At 69.0% G+C, this 20,961-nt stretch carries 15 protein-coding genes; 4 read left to right on the top strand and 11 right to left on the bottom strand.

Features of this window, described 5'->3' with window-relative positions:
- Positions 1 to 3 precede the first annotated feature (3 nt).
- Both IT359_20500 and IT359_20495 read right to left on the bottom strand, forming a co-directional pair.
- Entirely contained in the window at positions 4 to 1,614 is a 1,611-nt protein-coding gene (locus IT359_20500; protein MCC6931380.1) for an FHA domain-containing protein, read from the bottom strand.
- A 118-nt stretch (positions 1,615 to 1,732) separates the two neighbouring features.
- Positions 1,733 to 3,250 (bottom strand): chorismate-binding protein, encoded by a 1,518-nt coding sequence (locus IT359_20495; protein MCC6931379.1) that lies wholly within the window; start codon positions 3,248 to 3,250, stop codon positions 1,733 to 1,735.
- 102 nt (positions 3,251 to 3,352) lie between these two features.
- Between IT359_20495 and IT359_20490 the strand changes: the two genes are divergently transcribed.
- From IT359_20490 to IT359_20480, 3 genes are all read left to right on the top strand, one after another.
- The gene (locus IT359_20490; GenBank protein MCC6931378.1) at positions 3,353 to 5,500 is read left to right on the top strand and encodes a hypothetical protein; all 2,148 of its coding nucleotides are present in this window, start codon (positions 3,353 to 3,355) and stop codon (positions 5,498 to 5,500) included.
- Between the two features lie 317 nt (positions 5,501 to 5,817).
- Positions 5,818 to 8,091, top strand: coding sequence for a Flp pilus assembly complex ATPase component TadA (gene tadA, locus IT359_20485; GenBank protein MCC6931377.1), 2,274 nt, complete (start codon positions 5,818 to 5,820; stop codon positions 8,089 to 8,091).
- Between the two features lie 65 nt (positions 8,092 to 8,156).
- Positions 8,157 to 8,621, top strand: a complete 465-nt coding sequence (locus IT359_20480; protein ID MCC6931376.1) for an NUDIX domain-containing protein — start codon at positions 8,157 to 8,159, stop codon at positions 8,619 to 8,621.
- Positions 8,622 to 8,733: 112 nt separating this feature from the next.
- On the opposite strand, the gene IT359_20475 is transcribed toward IT359_20480, so the two are convergent.
- The 6 genes from IT359_20475 to tig all read right to left on the bottom strand — a co-directional run bounded on the left by IT359_20475 (position 8,734) and on the right by tig (position 16,566).
- Positions 8,734 to 9,471, bottom strand: coding sequence for a hypothetical protein (locus IT359_20475; protein MCC6931375.1), 738 nt, complete (start codon positions 9,469 to 9,471; stop codon positions 8,734 to 8,736).
- Positions 9,468 to 10,130, bottom strand: coding sequence for a YihA family ribosome biogenesis GTP-binding protein (locus IT359_20470; GenBank protein ID MCC6931374.1), 663 nt, complete (start codon positions 10,128 to 10,130; stop codon positions 9,468 to 9,470). Before IT359_20470 ends, IT359_20475 begins: the two co-directional genes overlap by 4 nt.
- Positions 10,130 to 12,952, bottom strand: coding sequence for an endopeptidase La (gene lon / locus IT359_20465; GenBank protein ID MCC6931373.1), 2,823 nt, complete (start codon positions 12,950 to 12,952; stop codon positions 10,130 to 10,132). Before lon ends, IT359_20470 begins: the two co-directional genes overlap by 1 nt.
- 163 nt (positions 12,953 to 13,115) lie before the next feature.
- Positions 13,116 to 14,369 (bottom strand): ATP-dependent Clp protease ATP-binding subunit ClpX, encoded by a 1,254-nt coding sequence (gene clpX, locus IT359_20460; GenBank protein ID MCC6931372.1) that lies wholly within the window; start codon positions 14,367 to 14,369, stop codon positions 13,116 to 13,118.
- A 143-nt stretch (positions 14,370 to 14,512) separates the two neighbouring features.
- Positions 14,513 to 15,148: an ATP-dependent Clp protease proteolytic subunit gene (locus tag IT359_20455; protein MCC6931371.1), complete on the bottom strand. Its 636-nt coding sequence runs from the start codon at positions 15,146 to 15,148 to the stop codon at positions 14,513 to 14,515.
- 179 nt (positions 15,149 to 15,327) lie between these two features.
- Positions 15,328 to 16,566, bottom strand: a complete 1,239-nt coding sequence (gene tig / locus IT359_20450) for a trigger factor (protein ID MCC6931370.1) — start codon at positions 16,564 to 16,566, stop codon at positions 15,328 to 15,330.
- Between the two features lie 145 nt (positions 16,567 to 16,711).
- Between tig and IT359_20445 the strand changes: the two genes are divergently transcribed.
- Positions 16,712 to 17,254, top strand: coding sequence for a hypothetical protein (locus tag IT359_20445; protein ID MCC6931369.1), 543 nt, complete (start codon positions 16,712 to 16,714; stop codon positions 17,252 to 17,254).
- Here the strand turns inward: IT359_20445 and IT359_20440 are convergent.
- The 3 genes from IT359_20440 to IT359_20430 form a co-directional block, all read right to left on the bottom strand.
- Complete coding sequence (locus IT359_20440; GenBank protein ID MCC6931368.1) at positions 17,215 to 18,753, bottom strand: phytoene desaturase; 1,539 nt, start codon at positions 18,751 to 18,753, stop codon at positions 17,215 to 17,217. The two genes, IT359_20445 and IT359_20440, sit on opposite strands and share 40 nt — an antisense overlap.
- A complete protein-coding gene (locus IT359_20435; GenBank protein ID MCC6931367.1) occupies positions 18,750 to 19,673 on the bottom strand; it encodes a carotenoid biosynthesis protein in 924 nt (307 codons plus the stop codon). Before IT359_20435 ends, IT359_20440 begins: the two co-directional genes overlap by 4 nt.
- A 71-nt stretch (positions 19,674 to 19,744) precedes the next feature.
- Positions 19,745 to 20,671: a phytoene/squalene synthase family protein gene (locus IT359_20430; GenBank protein MCC6931366.1), complete on the bottom strand. Its 927-nt coding sequence runs from the start codon at positions 20,669 to 20,671 to the stop codon at positions 19,745 to 19,747.
- Positions 20,672 to 20,961 lie beyond the last annotated feature (290 nt).

The following is a 20,961-nucleotide window of genomic DNA, read 5'->3' as shown; positions in this document are numbered from 1 at the left end:
ACGTTAGCGGAGGGCGCGGAACACCGGCACCGGCTCCGCCTTGCCGCGCAGCGTGAGCGGCTCGCGGTCGCCTAACGTGTGCCCGCGCGTGAACGCGGCACGCATCGACTCCGACACGAGGATCTCCCCCCCCTCCGCCCACGCGCACAGGCGCGAGGCGGTGTTGACCGTGTCGCCGATGATCGTGTACTCGAGTCGCCGCTCCGATCCCAGGTAGCCGGCAAACGCCTCGCCGTGGCTCAACCCGATCCCCACCTGGATCTCCGGCCTCCCCTCGCTGCGCCAGCGCGCATTGAGGTGATCCACCGCCCGCATCATGTCGAGCGCCGCCTCCACCGCCCGGTCCGCGTCGTCCACGGCGCTGATCGGCGCCCCCCACTGCGCCATCACCGCGTCGCCGATGAACTTGTCCAGCGTCCCGCCGTGCCGGAACACGACGTCGACCATCTCCGAGAAGTACTCGGTGAGGAAGCGCGCCGTCTCGTCAGGCGCCATGCGCGCCGAGAGTTCGGTAAAGCCGCGAATGTCGGCAAAGAGGACGCCGACCACGCGACGCTCTCCGCCCAACCCCAGCGCCTGCGGCGAGGCGGCGATTCGCGCCGCGAGATGCGGCGTGAAGAAGCGCTCGAAGTTGTCCCGGATGCGCGACTCCTGCCGGATGCGCTCTTCCGCCCGGATGTTGTCGAGCGCCACCGCGCCGATTCCCGCAAACGACACCAGGAAGTCGAGGTCCTCATCGCTCACGCGCGACGTGGGCGTGAGACTGTCGACGTACAGCACGCCAAGGACGCGCCCCTCGCCCGCGATGAGCGGCGCACACGCGGCGTTGCGCGCCATCCCCGTGCTGAGACCGCCAGTCGGCGTCACACGATGCGAGTCGCCAGCCACGTCGGAGAGGACGGCGACCTTCTTCTGGATGACCGTGCTCGCCAGCGTCGGAGAGATGGGGCGCGGTGCGTGCTCGCCGCCACGCGTGCGCGCGATGCGCGGCACCAACTGCTCGTTCTCGTCGAACAGCAGGATCGAGACGTGGCCAACGTCGAGGAGTCGAAAGGTGAACTGCACCATCTTCTCCAGCACTTCGGCAACGTCGATGGTGCGTGTGAGCGCCTTCGAGATCTCGAGGAGGAGCGTGAGCTTGAGCCGGTCGCGCTCCGCCGGCGTGAGTCCGGCCTGTCCGTCCTCGATGGCCTTCTGCACGCCGCTGGCGCGCAACGCCAGCTCGAGCGCCTGGTCGGCGCTGGGGACGGGGACCTGGCGAATGATCGTGGTTCCGGCGCGCGCCACGCGGCGCACGCTTTCCGCGCTCGCATCGTCCACGAGCATCGGCGACAGTTCGCGGATCTCGAACTGCACCTTGCCGAAGACGATCTTCTCGCCCCCTGCCAGGCGCGCGCTCCCCACGCGAGCACCGGCGACAAACGTTCCGTTGCTCGACCCCAGGTCGCGCACGGAAACGCCGGCGTCGTCGGCCTTCACCTCGGCGTGTCGGCGCGAGATGGTGGGGTCGAGGACCGGGAGGTCGCTGTTCAGCGCGCGCCCGAGAATCATCGGCATCCCCGGGCGAAGCTCGAACTGGATGTTCCCGTCGCTACTGACGAGTCGGAACGTCATTTCGTGTGGGAATATGCCGAGGCCGGCGCGATCCGCCTACAGGTGGTTTCAAAACCGGTAGCCGCAGCGCCGGCGCGCTGCGCCGGCAACGGCGCGGCTACCGGTGTTGAAACCACTTCTAGCGCGAACCGGGGCCGGCGGCCCGGGCGCGGCCAATCGCCGTCAACATGGCGCGCGCCTTGTTCTCGGTCTCCTCCCACTCCCGCGAAGGGACCGAGTCGGCCACGATGCCTGCGCCGGCCTGCACGTTGGCCACCCCTCCCGCCACCACGCACGTGCGGATGGTGATGGCCAGGTCCATGCGCTGGTCGCCGGCGGCGATGTAGCCCACCGCTCCCGCGTACGGCCCGCGCCGTTCGGGCTCGAGTTCGTCGATGATCTGCATGGCGCGCACCTTGGGGGCCCCGGTCATCGTCCCCGCCGGGAAGGTCGCGCGGAAGGCGTCGAGCGCCGAGAGTCCGGAGCGCAGCTTCCCTTGCACCTCGCTCACCAGGTGCAATACGTGCGAGTAGCGCTCGACCGTCATGAGTTCGGTGACATTCACGCTCCCGTACTCGGCGATGCGCCCGACGTCGTTGCGCCCCAGGTCGATGAGCATCACGTGCTCGGCGCGCTCCTTCTCGTCGCCGGCCAGCTCCTCCGCCATCGCCGCGTCCTCGGCCGGCGTGCGCCCGCGTGGCCGCGTCCCGGCAATCGGGCGCACGGTGACGTTGCCGTCGGAGACGCGCACGAGGAGTTCGGGCGAGGAGCCAACCAGCTCCACGCCGTCGAGGATGAGGTGGTACATGTACGGCGACGGATTGAGGACGCGCAGTGCGCGATACAACGTCGTCGTGTCGAAGTCGAGCGGTACCTCGATGCGCCGCGCCAACAGCGCCTGGAAGCAGTCTCCCGCGAAGATGTACTCGCGAATGCGCTCCACGTCGCGCTCGAAGTCCTCCCGCGCATACGTCGACCGCCCCTCTGCGCGCGGCGCATCCGCCGGAAAGTGCAGCGCGGAAAGGTCGGACGGCTCCCGCAGCCTGCGCTCCAGCTCATCCAACTCGCCTAACGCCTGGTCATACGCGGCGCGCAGCGCCACTCCCGTCCCCCGTCCCCCGTCCCCCGTCCCGGAGGTGTCCACCGCCACCACCAGCCTCGCCTGCCCCCGCAAGTTGTCGATCACCACCAGCGAGCGCGTGAAGACGAAGCAGGCGTCGGGAGCTGCAACGCCGCGCCGCGGAGGGGTGGGGAGATTCTCGATCGCCCGCACCACGTCGTAGGAGAAGAAGCCCACCGCGCCCCCCCAGAACTCGCCAAGCTCGGGGGCGCTCGCCGGGCGCAACGCGCGCACCCGGCGCTGCAAGTCGTCGATGGGATCGTCGACGGTGTGCGCGCCGTGCCAGCCGAGCGACGGCGTCCACTCCTCCACCGTCTGCTCCGTGAGTCGCCACGCCGAGTGCGGTTCGGTCCCGATGAAGGTGTAGCGCGACCACGTCTCGCCACCGGCCGGTGCCGACTCGAGGAGGAAGGCAAATGGCGCTCGCCGCAGCTTGGCGAAGGCGGAGACCGGCGTATCGGTGTCGAGCAGGATGTCGCGCCACACCGGGACGAGCGTCCCCGTCTGCGCGCGGCGTTCAAAATCGGCAAAGGTCACGTCAGGCGCTCCGGTGCTTGCGCGTGAGCGCTGGTGCTTGCCGGCGCTTGCTGCTGCTCGCTGGTGCTTGCTGGTGCACGGCGCACCCGCTGATATTCGCTCATGATGTCCCGTGTGCTGGCCCGCGCGCTCGCAGCGCTTGCCCTCGGCGTGGTCGTCGCGCGCGCGGCGCACGCGCAGCGTCCGTGGAACGACTCCACGTCGCGTCTGCTCGTCGAACGCGCCACCGAGCGGCGAGCGCGCCAGTTGGCCGACTCCGGCCTCGCCGACTACACGGCGCAGGCGCACGGCTTCCTGACATTCCTCGCCCAGGTCGGCGACGGCTTCCCCATCCCGCCCAAGGTCGTCAAGGCCGACGAGCTGATGCTGGAAGTCTATTGGCGTGCGCCGAACTACAGCAAGCAATGGATCGTCGGGCGGCGCGACACGCTCCTCCTCCCCACCGACATCAACTACCACCGCGACCATCTGGGAATAGTCCAGAACAACTTCCCCGACATCATCCGCCTTGGCGACGGCGATGAAGTGCAGGATGTGGCGCACCCGCTCTCGGCGCGCGGGCTGGCCACCTACGGCTACCAGTTGAGCGACTCGCTGCGCCTCGAGATTCCGGGGCGCACCATCGACGTCTACGAGGTGAAGATCAGGCCTCGCAACGAGCGCGAGGCGGCCGCCGTCGGCGCAGTCTACATCGCGAAAGACGACGCGCAGGTGGTGCGCATGGCGTTCTCGTTCACGCGCACCGCGCTCAAGGACCAGCAGCTCGAGGACGTGTCGATCGTCCTCGAGAACTCGCTCATCGAGGGGCGCTTCTGGCTGCCGCGGCGGCAGGAGATCGAGATCCGGCGCACGGGGAGCTGGATGGACTTCCCGGCGCGCGGGATCATTCGCGGGCGCTGGGACATTCGCGACTACCGGGTGAACAGCGGGACGGAGGCGCAAGTCATCGCCGCCTCGCCGGGGCCGGAGATCCTGTACGCGCCGAGCGACCGGCGCAAGCGGTTCCGCTGGCCCGACAGCTCGAACGTCATCCTCGGGTTGCCTGACGACATCGCCGTCGCCACCGACGACGACGTTCGCCAGGTGCAAGAAGAGGCGCGCCGCCTCGTGCGCTCGCAGGCGCTGCAACGCACGCAGTCGACGCTCCCCTCGGTGCGCTCCATGTCGGACATTGCCCGCGTCACGCGTGCCGAGGGGTTGGCGATTGGTGGCGGGATTCGCCGACGGCTGGGAAGTGGCATCGACATCGGCGCGGTGGGGCGCTTTGCCCTCTCCGATCACGAACCGAAGGCGACGATCTCGCTCGGCTGGGAGCGAGCCGACGGCGTGGCCGCGCGGCTCAGTGCCTTTCGCGAGTACCGCGAGGCTGGTGACGAACCGGAGACGTCACGCGTGCGGAACAGCATCGCCGCCCAGGAGTTCGGAAGTGACTATACGCAACCGTTTGATACGCGCGGCGCGACGCTGGCCCTCCATCTTGGGACCCATGCGGGGATGCGCCTTCGGCTGGACGGTGGCTACGAGTGGCAACAGGCGGTGCGCGTGGCCGCGCGACCGTCGTTCGGCACGTACGAGCCCACCCTCGCCGCCGTGCGAGGGGAGGGACCGCGGTTTGCGCTCGCCGTCGAGCGACCGCTGGGTGCGTGGTGGTGGGGCGGGACGTTCCGCTTTCGCGGGGAGCTGCGCGCGGGACGCCTGGGAGGGTGGACGGGGGGGGAGGGGGAGGACACGCTCACGACTCGTGGCTATGCGCGCGCCTATGCCATGGCCGAGTGGATGCGCGAGTCGGGGCGGTCGCAATGGCTGGTGCGTGCCACCGGCGGCGCTGTCGACGCCCAGGGGGGAGTGGCGCCGCAACTGCTCCTCTTTGCCGGCGGCCCGCAGTCGGGGCCGGGGTACGCGTTTCACCAGTTCCGCAGCAGGGCACTCGCCACGCAGCATGTCGAGTGGCGAACGCCCATCCCATTCGTCTCTCTGTCATTGGGGCGCTGGGGGCGTGTACCCTCGCAGGCTCGGCTCGCGCCGTTCGTGCATAACGTCGTGTCCGTGGAGGGAAACGGGGGGACGTGGTACCTCCCCGCCGGTGCCCTCACCCAGCCCCCAGCAAACGGCGCCGGCTCGTTCCCCTCGGTTGGTGTGGGGCTGCTGACGTTCTTCGATCTCGTGCGGGTCGACGTCGCGCGCGGGTTGCGTCGGGGCAGGTGGACGTTGGGCGTCGATGTAAGTCGAGATTTCTGGTCGATTCTGTAGCGGGCTCGCTGGTGCGCTCGCCCGGGTTGGATGGCCGTGAGGAAGAGGGGATCGCGGCGAGGTGCAAGCGCGTGAGGAATCGCGCGCAGCCGTCGATACTTCAATCGATCGCACCAACGGTCGAGGGCTCCCGGGCGGCGAGGGCGGCGGCAGGCTGGCGATCATCTGTGAGATGGCTCGATGAGTGCGAACGGTGCGCGAAGGCGCGCCATTCTTCCGTGGTGATCTGTCCATACTACCTTTAGCTTGACCCGCTTCCCAGTTCGCACGTGACCTCGCACGTGACCTCGCCAGGAGTTCGCGACCACATGTCGTCGATGCGTCCCACCCGCGATGATTGGCTCCTGCCGACATTGGAGGGACTGGTGGACACGGCGGCGCTGGCCGAGTTGCGCCAGCCCGGGGGCGAGAGCCTGTGGGATACGGCGACGCGGCGCGGCTTCACGACCGACGACGCGATCCTCGCCGCGCTTTCGCTGCGCTTCCGGATGAAGGTCGCCGACCTGGCGTCGTCGACCGGTGCGGCGCGCGATGCGGTCCCCGAGGGGCTGGCGCGGAAGTACCGCATCGTGCCGTTGCAGGTGACGGACTCGATCCTCGACATCGCCACCGCCGACCCGCACGACCTGGACTGCGAGCGCACGCTGGGCTTCGCCACCGGACGCACCGTGCGCATGCACCTGGCGGCGCCGTCGCGCATCATCGAGCGCATCGAGGAGCTGTACCGCCCGGAGAGCGCCGTCGAGAAGTTCCTCGAGGGGATGACGCAGTACGACGTGCAGTCGGTGACCGACGGCCCCGACGCCTCGGTCGACCTCGACCTCACGAGCGAGAAGGCCTCCGAACGCCCCATCATCCGCCTCGTCGACCACATCATCGCCGAGGGGATCAGCCAGCGCGCCAGCGACATCCACATGGAGGCGCAGGAGCGCGGCGTGCAGGTGCACTACCGCATCGACGGGGTCCTGCGGCACGCCCTCACCCTCCCCCGCGCCGTGGGGATCCCGCTCGTCTCGCGCATCAAGATCATCTCGGGGCTCGACATCGCCGACCGCCTCCGCCCGCAGGACGGGCGCGCGCGCGTCTCCGTCGATGGCAAGCGCGTCGACCTCCGCGTCTCCACGCTCCCCGCGTCGGCCGGCGAGAAAGTCGTCATCCGAATCCTCGACTCGAGCAACAACATCCTCTCGCTCGAAGGGCTGGGGATGAGCGAGCGCGACTTCGAGCGCATCCAGCACCTGGTGAACCTGCGCGAGGGGATCGTCCTCGTCACCGGCCCCACCGGGTCGGGAAAGACGACGACGCTCTACGCCGCCTTGCGCACCATCCAGACGCGCGGCGTCAACATCGTTACCGTCGAGGACCCGGTCGAGTACAAGCTCACGGGCGTGGTGCAGGTGCAAGTGAACGAGAAGGCGGGGCTCACCTTCGCAGCCGCGCTGCGCTCCATCCTGCGCCAGGACCCCGACGTCGTCCTCGTCGGCGAGATCCGCGACCGGGAGACGGCGGGAATCGCGATCCAGGCCTCGCTCACGGGGCACCTGGTCCTCTCGACGCTGCACACGATCGACGCGGCGTCGTCGGTGGCGCGCCTCCTCGACATCGGCGTGGAGAGCTACAAGATCGGCGCCGCCCTCAAGGGGGTCGTGGCGCAGCGCCTGGTCCGCCGCCTCTGCGTCAACTGCCGGCAGCTCACCACCGAACCGGTGGCCGAGCGGCTGCAACGCTGGCTCCCCGCCGGGGCGCAGCTCTGCAAGGCCGTCGGGTGCGCCGAGTGCGGCCACACCGGCTACCGCGGGCGCCTGGCGCTGATGGAAGTGCTCATCGCCGATGGCGAGGTCGAACGCCGCGTCTCCTCCGGCGAGACGACCGACAAGATCGTCGAGGCGGCCAAGGACAGCGGAATGCGTTCGCTCTGGGAGTCGGGGATCGACCACGTGCTGGAAGGCAACACCGACCTCGAGGAGCTCCTGCGCGTCGTCGAGGCCCCCATCGACCAGCCCGCCCCCCGCCGGGAGGCGCGCGCCGAGCCTCGGCTCCTGAACCCGACTCCGACTTCGGAATTCGGCATCCTCCGGCAGCCGCTGGCGGCCCCGCCCGTCACACCGCCGACGCGCCCGGCCCCGCCCCCTTCACCGCTCGCCCGGGGTTCGATCCTCACCGACGATGCGCTGGAACTCGTCGACGACCTCATTCCGACCACGAACAGCCGCCGCGCCGGAAAGAGCACCATCCTCCTCGTGGAGGACGAAGCGCCCCTCCGCCTTGTGCTGCGCGACCTGCTGGAGCGCGACGGCTTCATCGTGGTCGAGGCGGCCGACGGCATCGTTGCCCTCGACGAGATCGACCAGGAAGCGCCGGACGCGGTGGTCCTCGACCTCAACCTCCCGCGCCTCGACGGCTACGCCGTCCTGTCGCGCCTGCGCTCGCGCCCCAACACCGCCTCGCTCCCCGTCATCGTCCTCACGGCCAAGGGGGACGAGGACAACGAGGTTCGCGTCTTCGAACTCGGCGCCAACGACTTCCTTACCAAGCCGTTCAGGCCGCGGGCGCTGACGGCGCGCTTGCGCGCCCTGCTTCGAAAGTCGTAGGCGTGGAGCACGAAGGTCTTGTCGGGAGCACGAGCCGTGCTCCCGGTCTTCATTCAGGGGGCGGCATGGTGGAGCTCAAGGTCGGCGTCGTCGACGTCTTCGTCATCGATCCTGCGCTCGGCGGGTGGCGCGTCCTCATCCTGCGGCGCGGTGAGGGGACGCGGTGCACCGGGGCCTGGGAGGTCGTCCACGGGCGCATCGAGGGGGGCGAGCGCCCCGAGGAGGCGGCCCAGCGCGAGCTGCGCGAGGAGACCGGGCTCGCCGCGGATCGGCTCTACAACGTTACCTGCCACCCGTTCTACCTGCACCGCTTTGGCGTGGTGCAGGTCGCCGTGGTCTTTGCCGCCTTCGCGGACAGTTCGCGCGCGTTGACGTTGGGCGCCGAGCACGACGCCGCCGCCTGGGTGAGCGTGGATGAGGCGCTGGAGCGGCTGGTCTGGCCGCGGTCGCGCGCCACGCTGCGCGATGTGTACGCGCTGTTGCAGGGGGGCGACGCCGGGCCGGTCGAGGACGTGCTGCGGATTCTGTAGCGGTGGTGTCATCACCGGTGGCGCGCCGGTGCCGGCGCCGTGCAGCGGCGCTGCGTCTACCGGTGGTGAGACAACCGGCGGAAGGTGTCCCGCGAAGCGTGTCGCGAGCGGGCTACGGCTTCCCCGCCGCGCGTGAGCGCACGAGGGCCCGTTCGCGCTCGATGCGCTGCAGCAGGATGCTCCACTCGTCGTTGCGCGCGGTCTCGTAGACGATGGCCAGGGGCTGGTTGACGTCGATCTGGCCGTCGAAGACGTAGAGCGCGTGCTGCACCTCGCGCTGCCGCAGCCGCTGCGAGCCAAAGCCGGGGGAGAGGGGGATCACGTCGAGCGGTTGGAAGTCGCGTCCCACGTTGGAGATGTTGAACTCCATGGGGGAGAAGCGTGTCTCGCCTTGTTGCAGGGCGAAGAACGAGACGTACCAGACGGAGAGGCGGGGGAGGGCGGTGCGCCGTTGGAGCGCGCGCAGGCGCTCGAGCTGGCTGGCGATCAGGTCGCGCAGGGCGTGGTAGGAGTCGGGGGAGAGGACGCGGATCACCGTCTCGTCGAGCGGGAGGGCGCGGACCTGGAGCCCGAACTGCGAGACGCGGAGGGCGATGTCGTCCTGGCGCAGCGAGCCAAAGCCGGGCGGGACCAACTGTGCGCTGCTGTCGCGTGCCGGGTCGGCGGCGGCGTTTGCAGCCGACGGTGGTGGGGTGCGCACCGGCGCGGCGGGGGGGGCGGCGGGGGGGGCATTGGCGCACCCCGCCAGGAGCAACGCGGCGCCGGCCAGCGCGAGCCGGCGGCGCATGGCGCGCACGACGCCGACGTCGCGCACGTCGCGCACGTCGCGCACGTCGCGCACGTCGGTCACGCGCGCTCTCCCTCGGCGACCGCGTCGCGGCGCCACGCGGGCTGCGCCACGAGGGAGGCGACCGCCTCGGCCAGCTCGGTGCGCCCTTCACCCGAGTGGGCGCTGGAGGCGATCACCTGCGACGCATCGACGCCGATCGCCGACATCACGGCGTGCATCCGCTCGCGGCGAGCCGCTGTTCCCAGTTTGTCCACCTTCGTGATCACGATGAGCGTCGGGATCTCGAGGTCGGCCAGGTAGTCGAGCATCGCCAGGTCCTCCTCGTTCGGGTCGCGCCGGATGTCGAGGAGGAGGACGATCCCGCGCAGTTGCGACGTCATGCGCAGGTAGCCGTCGATGAGCGGCTGCCACGAATGGCGCTTGGACTTCGAGACGCGGGCGTAGCCGTAGCCCGGGAGGTCGACGAGGACCAGGTCCCGGTTCACCCGGAAGAAGTTCACCTCCTGGGTGCGTCCTGGGGTGCGGCTCACGCGGGCGAACGCCTTGCGCCTGACGAGGAGGTTGAGCAGCGACGACTTCCCCACGTTCGATCGTCCGATGAAGGCGACCTCGGGAAGCTCCTCGGGGGGGCGCCACCCCCCGTGCACCGCCATCCCCCCCAGGAACTCCAGGTCGCGGATGACGAGCGGGTCGCTGGGGTCCTTCCCGGGCTGCACCATCAGTGCGCGATCTCGCTGGATGGCGAGGCAGGCGCTGCCGGCGCCGACGACGAAGCCGGCGATGACGACGCTGCGGGCGCTGCGGGCGCTGCCGGCGCTGCAGGCGATGCCGGCGACGCGACCGGCGCGCTGGGCGCGAGCGCCGGAACTGCGGGGACGGCCGGCACCACGGGTGTTGTCGGCGCCGCGGGAACTGCAGCACCCGAAGGCGCCGCGGGAACCGCCTGTCCCCGCCCGCGACGCGCTCCCTTCCCCGGACGGCGCGTCGTTGCGGCTGGCGACTCCGGCACCGGCGTCCCGACGACCGACGCGGCGACCGGGATCCCCTCGCGCGACACGTCACGCGCCGCGTCGCGCGCCGGTTCCCGCACCGCCTGCGGTGCGCGCACCAGCGCCAGGCGCAACACCTGGTCCATCGTCTCCACGGGGTGGAAAGCGACGCCGGCGCGCACGTCGGCCGGGAGTTCCTCGAGTTCCCGCGCGTTGAGGTGCGGGATGAGCACATCGCTGCGCTGGGCGCGGAGCGCCGCCACCGACTTCTCCTTGAGCCCGCCGATGGGGAGGACGCGCCCGCGCAGCGTAATCTCCCCGGTCATGGCGATGTGCCCCTTGACCGCGATCCCGCTCAGCGCGCTCACGAGCGCGGTGCAGATGGCGATGCCGGCCGAGGGGCCATCCTTCGGCGTGGCCCCCGCGGGGATGTGCACGTGGATGTCGCGCGTCTTGTGGAAGTCGCGGTCGACGCCTAACGACTCGGCGTTGGCGCGCGTATATGACAGCGCGGCGCCGGCCGACTCCTTCATCACGTCGCCCAGCGCACCCGTCAGGTGCACGCGCCCCCGCCCGGGGAGCACCGCCACCTCGATCTCCAACACCTCCCCCCCCACCGTCGTGTAGGCCAGCCCCGTTGCCACCCCCACCTTGTCTTCGCGCGACAGGTCCTCGGGATCGTACGGTGCCACGCCCAGGAAGGTCCGCACGTCGGCCAAGGTCAGCACGTCGCGCACCTCGCCGTCCTCGCGCACCTCGCCGCCCTCGCGCACCTCGCCGCCCGCCGCCGAGCCGCTGTCGAGGGTGGTCACGGTGCCGCCGGTGGCCGTGCCGCTGGCGGCGACGGCACGGCCTTCCACGCGACGGCGCGCCAGCTTGCGCGCCACCTTAGCGATGCGCCGCTCCAGCTCGCGCACCCCGGCCTCGCGCGTGTACGCGCGCACGATCTCGGCGATCACCGCCGGCGGTACCTCCACCGAGGCCGGCGCAATCCCGTGCCGCTCCAACTGCCGAGGGACGAGGAACTCGCGGGCGATGGCGTGCTTCTCGTGGTCGAGGTACCCCGGCAGCCGCAACAACTCCATGCGGTCGCGCAGCGGCTCGGGAATCGTCGCCAGCGAGTTGGCCGTCGTGATGAAGAGGACGCGCGACAGGTCGTAGTCGACCTCGAGATAGTGATCGTTGAAGGCGCGGTTCTGCTCGGGGTCGAGCACCTCGAGCAGCGCCGCCGCCGGGTCGCCGCGATAGTCCTGCCCCAGCTTGTCGATTTCGTCGAGGAGGAGGACTGGGTTCACCGTCTCGGCGCGCCGCATGGCCTGGATGATGCGCCCGGGCTGCGAGCCGATGTAGGTGCGCCGGTGCCCGCGGATTTCCGCCTCGTCGCGCACGCCGCCTAACGACATGCGGACGAACTTGCGCCCCATCGCCCGCGCGATCGAGCGCCCCATCGACGTCTTGCCCACGCCGGGCGGCCCCACCAGGCAGAGGATCGGCCCCTCCAGCTTCCCCACCAGCCCCACCACCGCGAGGTAGTCGAGCACGCGATCCTTCACGTCGGCAAGCCCGAAGTGATCCTCGTCCAGCACCTGCCGGGCGTGCGCCACATCCAGCACGTCGTCGCTCTGCTCGCTCCACGGAAGGCCGAGCAGCCAGTCGAGGTAGTTGCGCCCGACGGTCGCCTCGGGGGAGATCGCCGCCATGCGCTTGAGCTTCTTCACCTCGCGCATGGCGCGCGCCTTGACCGCCTCGGGGAGCCCCTTGGCCTCGACCTGCGCCTCCAGCTCGTCGGCGTCGTCGCCCTCCTCCTCCCCCAGCTCGCGATGGATCGCGCGGAGCTGCTCCTGCAGGTAGAACTCGCGCTGGTTGCGAAAGATCGAGCCGCGCACCTCGTCGTCGATCTTCCGCTCCAGGCGCAGAATCTCCAACTCGCCGGAGATGACGTCGTACAACCCGTCGTACAGCTCCTCGAGCACCGGCGACTCGAGCAGGCGCTGTCGAATGTCGTGTCGCACCGCGAGGTGCGCGGCCAGGACGCAGGCCGCGCGCTCGTCGTCGTCGCCGGCCATCGCCATCTGCAGCACCTCCTGCGGAATGCGACGCTGCAGCGTGACGTACTCCTCGAACTGCTCCATCACCTGCCGCGCTCGCACCCGCGCCCCCGCCTCCAGCGGCTCGTTCCCCCACGGAAGCGCCGCCAGCGAGGCCCGCAACACTCCGTGGTGCGTCGTGATGCGCGTGAGGCGCACGCGCGAGAGCGCCTCCACGATCACCTTCACCGTCCCGTTGGGGAGCCGTGACGCCTGCTGGATGCGAGCAACGACTCCGGTACGGAACAGGTCCGTCGACACCGGCTCGTTCACGTCGCCCGACTTCTGCGCCGTAAGCACCAGGAACCGGTCACCACGCCACGCCTCCTCCACCGCCCCTAACGACGCTGTGCGCCCCACCAGGAGCGGCATCGTCACGTACGGAAAGAGCACCACGTCCCGCAACGGAAGAATCGGGAGGCGGTCGGGGACGTCGAAGGTGTCGGTGGCGCGGGTCAACAGCATGAAGGGCGGACGGGGGACGGGGGAGGGGGGACGGGAGTGCCGGCGCGCCCTGCGCGCCGGCGGGTCGCGTGCCGCGCTATTCGCGCACATTCCCTCGAAGAAGATAAGGAGCGCGCGGCAAAGCCGCGCACTCCCGTCTCCCGTCTCCCGACCCCCGTCCGCCCTATGCTTCCTTCTTCTGCCGCTTGGGCTGGATCTCGAGGAGCGGTGGGGCGCCGTTGGCGATGCACGCTTCGGTCACCTTCACCTCCACCACGTCCTCGCGGCTCGGGAGGTCGAACATGATCTCGAGCAGCGTCTCCTCCAGGATTGCGCGCAGCCCGCGCGCCCCGGTCCCGCGCTTGAGCGCCTTCTGCGCAATGGCCCGCAGCGCCGACTCCTCGAACGTGATCTTCACGTCCTCCAGTTCGAAGAGCTTATGGTACTGCTTGGTAAGCGCGTTCTTGGGCTCCTTGAGGATCTTCACCAGTGCGTCCTCGTCGAGCGCCTCGAGCGGGACCACCACCGGCATGCGCCCCACCAGCTCGGGGATGAGCCCGTAGCGGAGCAAGTCGTCCGGCTCCACCTCGCGGAACGGGTTCTTCTTCTTCTCCGTCTCCGTGGAGGCGTCGCCCCCCTCTTCCTTGCTGAAGCCGATCTGCCGGCGCCCGGTGCGCGCCTCGATGATCTTCTCCAGCCCGTCGAAGGCGCCCCCGCAGATGAACAGGATGTCCTTCGTGTTGATCTGGATGTACTCCTGCTGCGGGTGCTTGCGCCCCCCCTGCGGCGGGACCGAAGCCACTGTCCCCTCGAGGATCTTGAGCAGCGCCTGCTGCACCCCTTCGCCCGACACGTCGCGCGTGATGCTCGGGTTCTCGCTCTTGCGCGCGATCTTGTCGATCTCGTCCAGATACACGATCCCGCGCTCGCACTCGGCCACGTTGAAGTCACCCGCCTGCAGCAGCCGCACGAGGATGTTTTCCACGTCCTCGCCCACGTAGCCCGCCTCGGTGAGCGTGGTGGCGTCGGCGATGGTGAACGGGACGTCGAGGATGCGGGCCAGCGTTTGCGCCAGCAGCGTCTTGCCGACCCCCGTGGGGCCGATGAGGAGGATGTTGGACTTGTCGAGCTCGACGTCGGAGTCGCGCGTCGCCCCCGAGTTGATGCGCTTGTAGTGGTTGTAGACCGCCACCGAGAGCGCCTTCTTCGCCTGCTCCTGGCCAATCACGTACTGGTCCAGCACATCCTTGATCTCGCGCGGGATGGGGACCTGCGTGATCGCTTCGGCGACCTCGCGCTCCTCGTCCTCGGCAAGAATCTCGTTGCAGAGGGCGATGCACTCGTTGCAGATGTAGACGGACGGGCCCGAAATGAACTTCCGGACCGAGTCCTTCGACTTTCCGCAGAACGAGCAGCGCAGGTGTTTGTCGTGCGACATGACGCTCGCGTTGGGGACGAAACAGGGGGGCCCTCCCTACCGGGCCACCGATACGTAATAGACGTGTTTCCGGCTGGTCAAGCAAAAGAAACGGGGGTCCAGAGGTGAGTGACGTCACCCTCGGGACCCGGTCTTGAGTCGCCCTAACCCGTTACCGACGGAATCTTCACCGTGCTCCCGTCGGCGACTTCGGCCCGGTGCGCGACGATGTTGTCCACCAGCCCGTATGCCTTGGCATCCTCGGCCGACATCCAGCGGTCGCGGTCTGTGTCCTTCTCGATCTGCTCGATGGGCTGCCCCGTGTGCTTGGCCATGAGCCCGTTGAGCTTCTGGCGGAGGTAGAGGATCTCCTTCGCCTGGATCTCGATGTCCGAGGCCGAACCACCCCCCCCCGACTGGGAAGGCTGGTGGATCATGACGCGCGAGTGCGGGAGCACGGAGCGCTTCCCCGGAGCACCGGCCGCCAGGAGGAACGCCCCCATCGATGCCGCCATCCCCATGCAGATCGTGCTCACCGGCGACTTGAGGAACTGCATCGTGTCGTAGATGGCCAGCCCCGCCGACACGCTCCCGCCAGGTGAGTTGATGTACAGGTTGATGTCGCGCCCCGGGTTGTCCGCATCGAGAAAGAGGAGCTGCGCGATGATGATGTTGGCCACATCGTCGTTCACCGGGGTTCCCAGGAAGACGATGCGGTCCATCAGCAATCGGCTGAAGATGTCGTACGAGCGCTCGCCGCGGCTGGAGCGCTCGATGACGTACGGCGGATAAATGCTCATAAAGCGGACGGGGGACGGGGACGGGGGACGGGAGTGCGCGTTGTGCCGCGCGCTGGTCCCATTTCGATGCAAGGTGCTTGCGCGAACGGTAGCGAAAGTATCGGTCGATCAGGCGACCGGGACGCGCCCCGGCGCGTCCCACTCCCGTCTCCCGTCCCCCGTCTCCCGTCCGCCTTATCCTACTCCACGGTATTCCGCTCGAACAGCCACGCGAAGACCTTGTCTTCCGTGATACCCCGCTCGAGTTCGGATAGGCGCTGCGCCTTCTGGAGCTGCGCGTAGAGCTGCCCCGGATTCACGCCACGCTTGCCGGCCATTTCGGTGACCTTGTCGTCGATGTCGGCTTCGGTGGCCTTGAGCCCCTCGGACTCGGCCAGCGAGTCGATCACCATGTCGCGCCGTACCTGGCGCTCCGCCGTGGGGCGGAAGCCCTGCGCGAAGCGGTCGTGCTCCTCCTCGGGGATCTTGTACGCCTCGGCGTAGCCGTGCACGAGCTGGGCCACCCAGCTCGGGGGCACGTCGAACGGATTGGCGCCGATGAGCTCATCCAGGAGCTTCTGGCGCACCTCGGCGTCCGACTCGCGCTTTGCCGATTCCTCCATGTCCTCGCGCACCGCCTTGCGCAGGGCGTCGACCGAATCGAAGTCCCCCAACTCGCGGGCAAAGGCGTCGTCCAGCTCGGGGAGCGACTTGCGCTTCACGTCGGTGAGCTGCACGCGCACCGTCTTGGTCGTGCCGCGCTGTGCCTCGTCGGGGAAGTCATCGGGCCAGCGCACGGGGCGTTCGGTTGACTGCGACGCCTTGAGTTCCATGATCACTTCCTCGATCCCCGGGATCGCCTGCCCGCCGCCGAGGACGAGTTGGTACTCGCGCCCCTCGGGGATCTCCCCCCCCTCCTCCGCCGTGGCGAGGAGGACGGTCACCATGTCGCCTTCCATCGGCTTGTCCTCCACCGGCGACCAGTTGGCGCGCTGGTCGCGCAACTGCTCGAGCTGCTGCTGCACGTCCTCGTCGCCCACGGTGCGCTGTGGGCGCGTGACCTTGAAGCCCTGCGTCTTGGCGAGGGTGACGTCTGGGCGCACTTCCAGGTGCAAGTCGAAGGAGAGGTCGCTCCCTTCCTCGTACTTGAGGTCATGGATGTGCGGCTGCGCGGCCGGGTTGAGCTTCTCGCGCTCGAGGACTTCCTTGTAAGCGTCCTGCACGACGAGCTCGATCGCTTCGCTGCGAATGGCATCGCTGAAGCGCTTCATCACCATCCCCAACGGCGCCTTACCCGCGCGGAAGCCGGGGAGGGTGACCGAGGTGGCGATCTTGCGCGCGGCCTTTTCCTTCGCTTCGTTGACGACGTTGGCGGGGACGGTCACCTGCAGCAGGCGTTCGGCCCCTTCTGACTTCTTGGCTTCGACGGTGATGTTCATCGTGGAGTGCGTAACGGCCGGGACGATCGCTCGGGATCGGTCGACCGGCCGCGGAGTACAAAGTGGAATCGGAGTCGTGAAAGGTAATCTCCGCTCAGGACGGGTCAAAGCGCCCGTCGATCACCCCCACCTCGACTACAACGCCATGCTCACCTTTCGTCGGACACGGCTCGCCGCCGCTGCCGCGTGCTTGTCTCTCGCCGCCCTGGCTGGCGCGGCGGCTCCCGCCCTGGCGCAGGCGCCGCGCGCCAACCGGACGCTCCTCTCCATCAACCCGCTCGGTCTTCCGTTCAAGCTCGTCGCCGTCGAGGCCGAGCAGAAGGTGAGCAACATCGTCACCCTTGGTGGTGCATTCTCGTACATCAGCGCCTTCGACGACGCGTCGTACACGAGTTTCGACGCCAAGCTGCGCATCTACCCTAACGAGGAGGCGTTCAAGGGGTTCGCCATTGGCGTCTCGGCGGGCATCGCGCGCGTGGGAGAGGATTTCACCGATGGCACGGACCATAGCGACACGGCGCCCGCCGTGGGCGTCATCGCCGACTACAACTGGATCCTGGGAAAGAGCAAGCGCGTCCTGGTCGGCACGGGGGTCGGCGCCAAGCGCATCTTCGCCAACGACGACGACTACCAGAACGCCAACTTTGCCTACCCGACGTTCCGCTTCCAGGTCGGGATGATCTTCTGATCGGTCGTGCCGCGCGCACGCCGACCGTCCCCGCTCGCGCCAATCAGGTCGGCCACGATCTTCCCTGACGATATGACCCCCGGGAGCCCAGCTCCCGGGTGCGTACCGGCGCCCACGAGGTAGAGGTTGGGGATGTCTTCGCTGATGTTGTGCGGGCGCATCCAGGCCGACTGTTGCAGCGTGGGCTGCACGGAGAAGGCATTGCCGAGGTAGGCGTCGAGCGTGTCGCGGAAGTAGCGCGGATCCACGCGGCGCTCGGTCACGATGTGCTGCCGCAATCCGGGGAGGTAGTGACGCTCCAGGTACGTGAAGATGCGATCGCGGTATTGATCGGCGGCGTCGTTCCAGTCGGTGGCGCCGCCAAGGTTGGGGACGGGGGCGAGGACGTACCAGCAGTCGCACCCCGGGGAGGCGAGCGAGGGGTCGGTCGCGGTGGGGCGGTGGAGGTAGAGCGAGAAGTCGTCGCTCAGGACTCGGCGATCGAAGATGTCGTGCAGGAGTCCCCGGTAGCGTGGTCCCATGAGGATCTCGTGGTGCGCCATCTGGGGGTACTGCCGGTCGGTCCCGAAGTACGAGACGAAGAGCGACATCGAGTACTGCTTCCGCGCCAGGCGCCGATCGGTGTTGTAGGGGCGGTGGCGTGGGTGGATCAGCTTCATGTAGGTGTGCGCGAGGTCGCCGTTGCTCACCACGGCATCCGCCAGGAGCAACTCGCCGCCCGCCAGCCGCACCCCGGTGGCGCGCCCCGTGGTGTCGCTGACCTCGATGACGCGCACCTCCGCCGACAGCCGCAACTCGCCGCCGATGTCGGCAAGGAGCGCTGCCAGCGCCCGCACCAACGCCCCCGTGCCGCCCATGGCGAACCAGACCCCCCACTTCTTCTCGAGGTGGTGGATGAGGGCGTAGATGGAGGTGCTGGTGAACGGGTTGCCGCCTATGAGCAGCGGATGGAAGGAGAAGACCTGCCGCAGCCGCTCGTCCGTGAGGTACCGGTTGACGTAGGCGGCCACCGAGCGGTGCGACTGCAGGCGCACCAGGTCGGGGGCCACCTTGAGCATCGAGCCGAAATTGTGGAACGGCTGGTCGATGAGGGCGAACCCCTTGTCGAAGATCGCCTCGGTGGAGGCGCTGAAGCGGAGAAAGCCCTCGACGTCGGCGGGGTTGAAGGCGCGCACCTGACGGGTGAGCGCGTCCATGTCGCCGTTGTAGTGGAAGACGGAGCCGTCCTCGAAGCGCACGTTGTAGTACGGGTCGAGGGGGACCAGCTGCACGTAGTCGGCGGTGGCGCGACCGCAGAGGGCGAAGAGGTCGTCGATGAGCCAGGGGGCGGTGACGATCGTGGGCCCCGCGTCGAAGGTGAAGCCGTCCTGCTCGAAGACGTAGGCGCGCCCTCCCGGCTTGTCGCGTTGCTCGACGACGGTGACGTCGTGTCCCTGTGCGCGCAGGCGAATGGCGGCGGCAAGGCCGCCGAAGCCGGCGCCGATGATGACGATCCTCATTCCAGGGCAGAAGACGAGAGGACGAGAGGACGAGAGGACGAGAGGGCGAGGGTTACGGGGAGGAGCATGGCGATGGCGCCGAGTACGGCGCCCCAGATCATGTCGTCGCGCAGGCAGATGGCGACGGGCATGATCCCGTTCACGGCGTACAACACGATGGGGAGCAGGGTGGGGCTCAGGCGCGCGGCGAACATGGTCGGCGGCGCGAAGGCGAGCGTGAGCCGCGCCACGATCACTCCCGTCAGGTACCACCCGAACCAGTTGCTCAGCGGCATGCCGTAGAAGAAGTCCTTCGTGAAGAACGCAATCACCGGTGCGGGGAGGGCGGCGCTGGCAAAGCGGTCACCGTCGCCCCAGACCCAGTGCGCCGTCTTCACCATCGCCGGATCCATCGACACGTCCCACGCCACGAGGATGAGCGCTCCCACCAAGGCCCACTTCCACTTCGTCGCGTTGTCGTCGCGCGCCACCATCAGCCGCCCAACGATGGCCAGCGACCCGACGATCATGTAGTACCACGAGATGGGGATGGGGAAGGGGACGAGGCCGAAGATGCGATGCCCCAGCAGCGTGGTGTAGTGATACTCGCCAAAGGGGAGTTGCGTGCTGGTACCTAAAAGTTCGGAGCCGAGTGCGATGCCGGAGGTGACGAGGAACATCGGGAAGGCGCGGCGCCAGCCGATGCGAGCGGCGACGTGCAGGAGCATGGCGATCGCCCCCAGCACGACGTAGGTGGGCCCGGAGAGCTTCCACCCCCATTTGAGGACCGTCGCGTGCGGTTCCTCGGCCAGCCAGGGGGGCGGCGCGCCCTTGAGGAAGGTCGTCAGCGAGATCGTGGAGAAGGCGATGAGCGCGCAGTGCGCCACGAGCAGCCACGGGGCCGCCCGCTGTTCCCAGGACGGTCGGTGTGCGTCAGGCATTTGGGAGTTTGGCACGATGTGCGGCGCGCCGCGACCACTGGTGGATGGCCAGCGCCGGCGGGCGCGAGTCGTTAGGCCAGCGTGGCCGCGGCGGCGCGTCCGCTCCCCGACGTGGGGAACGGTGCGAGCGGGCCGAGCCAGGCGCGCGCCAGCACGCCCGCCCGGCCCAGCCAGCCGACGCTGGCGCGCCGCGTGACGTTGTCGTAGTCCTGCCCCTCGATCGCGTCGAGGATCGAGGCGTAGCCCGCGGCGCAGGCGCTGGCGCAGCGCTGCGCGTCGAAGGAGAGGAGCGCGATGCCTGGCGCAGCGGCGGCGTAGAGCGAGACGGCGCGGTCAATCTGCCCGCGCGTGAACGCGGTCCACGCGTCGCGGCGTTGCAGCACCCGCCCCTCGAGGACGTCGTCGGGGGAGAAGCCGTAGGCGTCGAGGTCTTCCTCCGGAAGGTAGCAGCGCCGGCGGTGCGCGTCCTCGCCCACGTCGCGGAGGATGTTCGTCAGCTGCATCGCGGTGCCCAGCGTGCGGGCGTAGCCCACCGCCGCCTTGAGCGAGGCGTCGCCGCGCACCCCCCACACGTAGGTGCACATCTCGCCGACCGACGAGGCAACCCCCTGGCAATACCGTTCCAGGTCGCTCCACGTGCGATAGCGGCACCCCCCCAGGTCGAGCGCGACCCCTTCCAGGAGTTCGTCGAGCGGTTCGCGCGGAACGCCAAAGCGCTGCACCGTCCAGGCGATCTCGCGAAAGACCGGGGAATCGGTCTTTCCGTTGTAGACGCAGTCCAGCCCGCGCGTGTGGGCGCTCAGTCGGCGCCGGATCTCGTCGGGCGGGGTGCCGCGCATCGTGGCGTCGTCGACGATGTCGTCGGCGAGCCGGCAAAAGGCGTACAGGGCCAGGGCACCGCGACGCTTCTCCGGCGGAAGGAAGAGACTCGCGAGGTAGAAGGTGCGCGAGTGCGTTCGAAGGATCCTTTCGCAGCGTTGAGCGTCAGCGGCGGGCATGCGAGACCAGGTGCGGGACGACGGGCCAAACCCAAGGATAACGTGAGACCCCGACGAGCCCCTCCGTCCACTGCTATTGTATTCCTCGTCACAACTCCTGTCCAATGGATCAGGGGGTTGGGACAGGTCGTGGCGCTCTCGCGCCCGAACGCTCGAGAACGGCCGAGCGCGGCGGAGAACTCCAATTAGCAACAACTTCACGTGGCCCCATTTTCCTACCCGTTCGGGTGGGTTTCGGCGCTTTGAAGAGCCGCTGAACCGCGAATCGTTCACTTCGGTGCATCTCGTTC

The organism is Gemmatimonadaceae bacterium (genome assembly GCA_020852815.1).
GTDB lineage: Bacteria > Gemmatimonadota > Gemmatimonadetes > Gemmatimonadales > Gemmatimonadaceae > SCN-70-22.
Note: the sequence above shows the minus strand (reverse complement) of the source record. Positions and strands in the feature narration are given on the sequence as shown.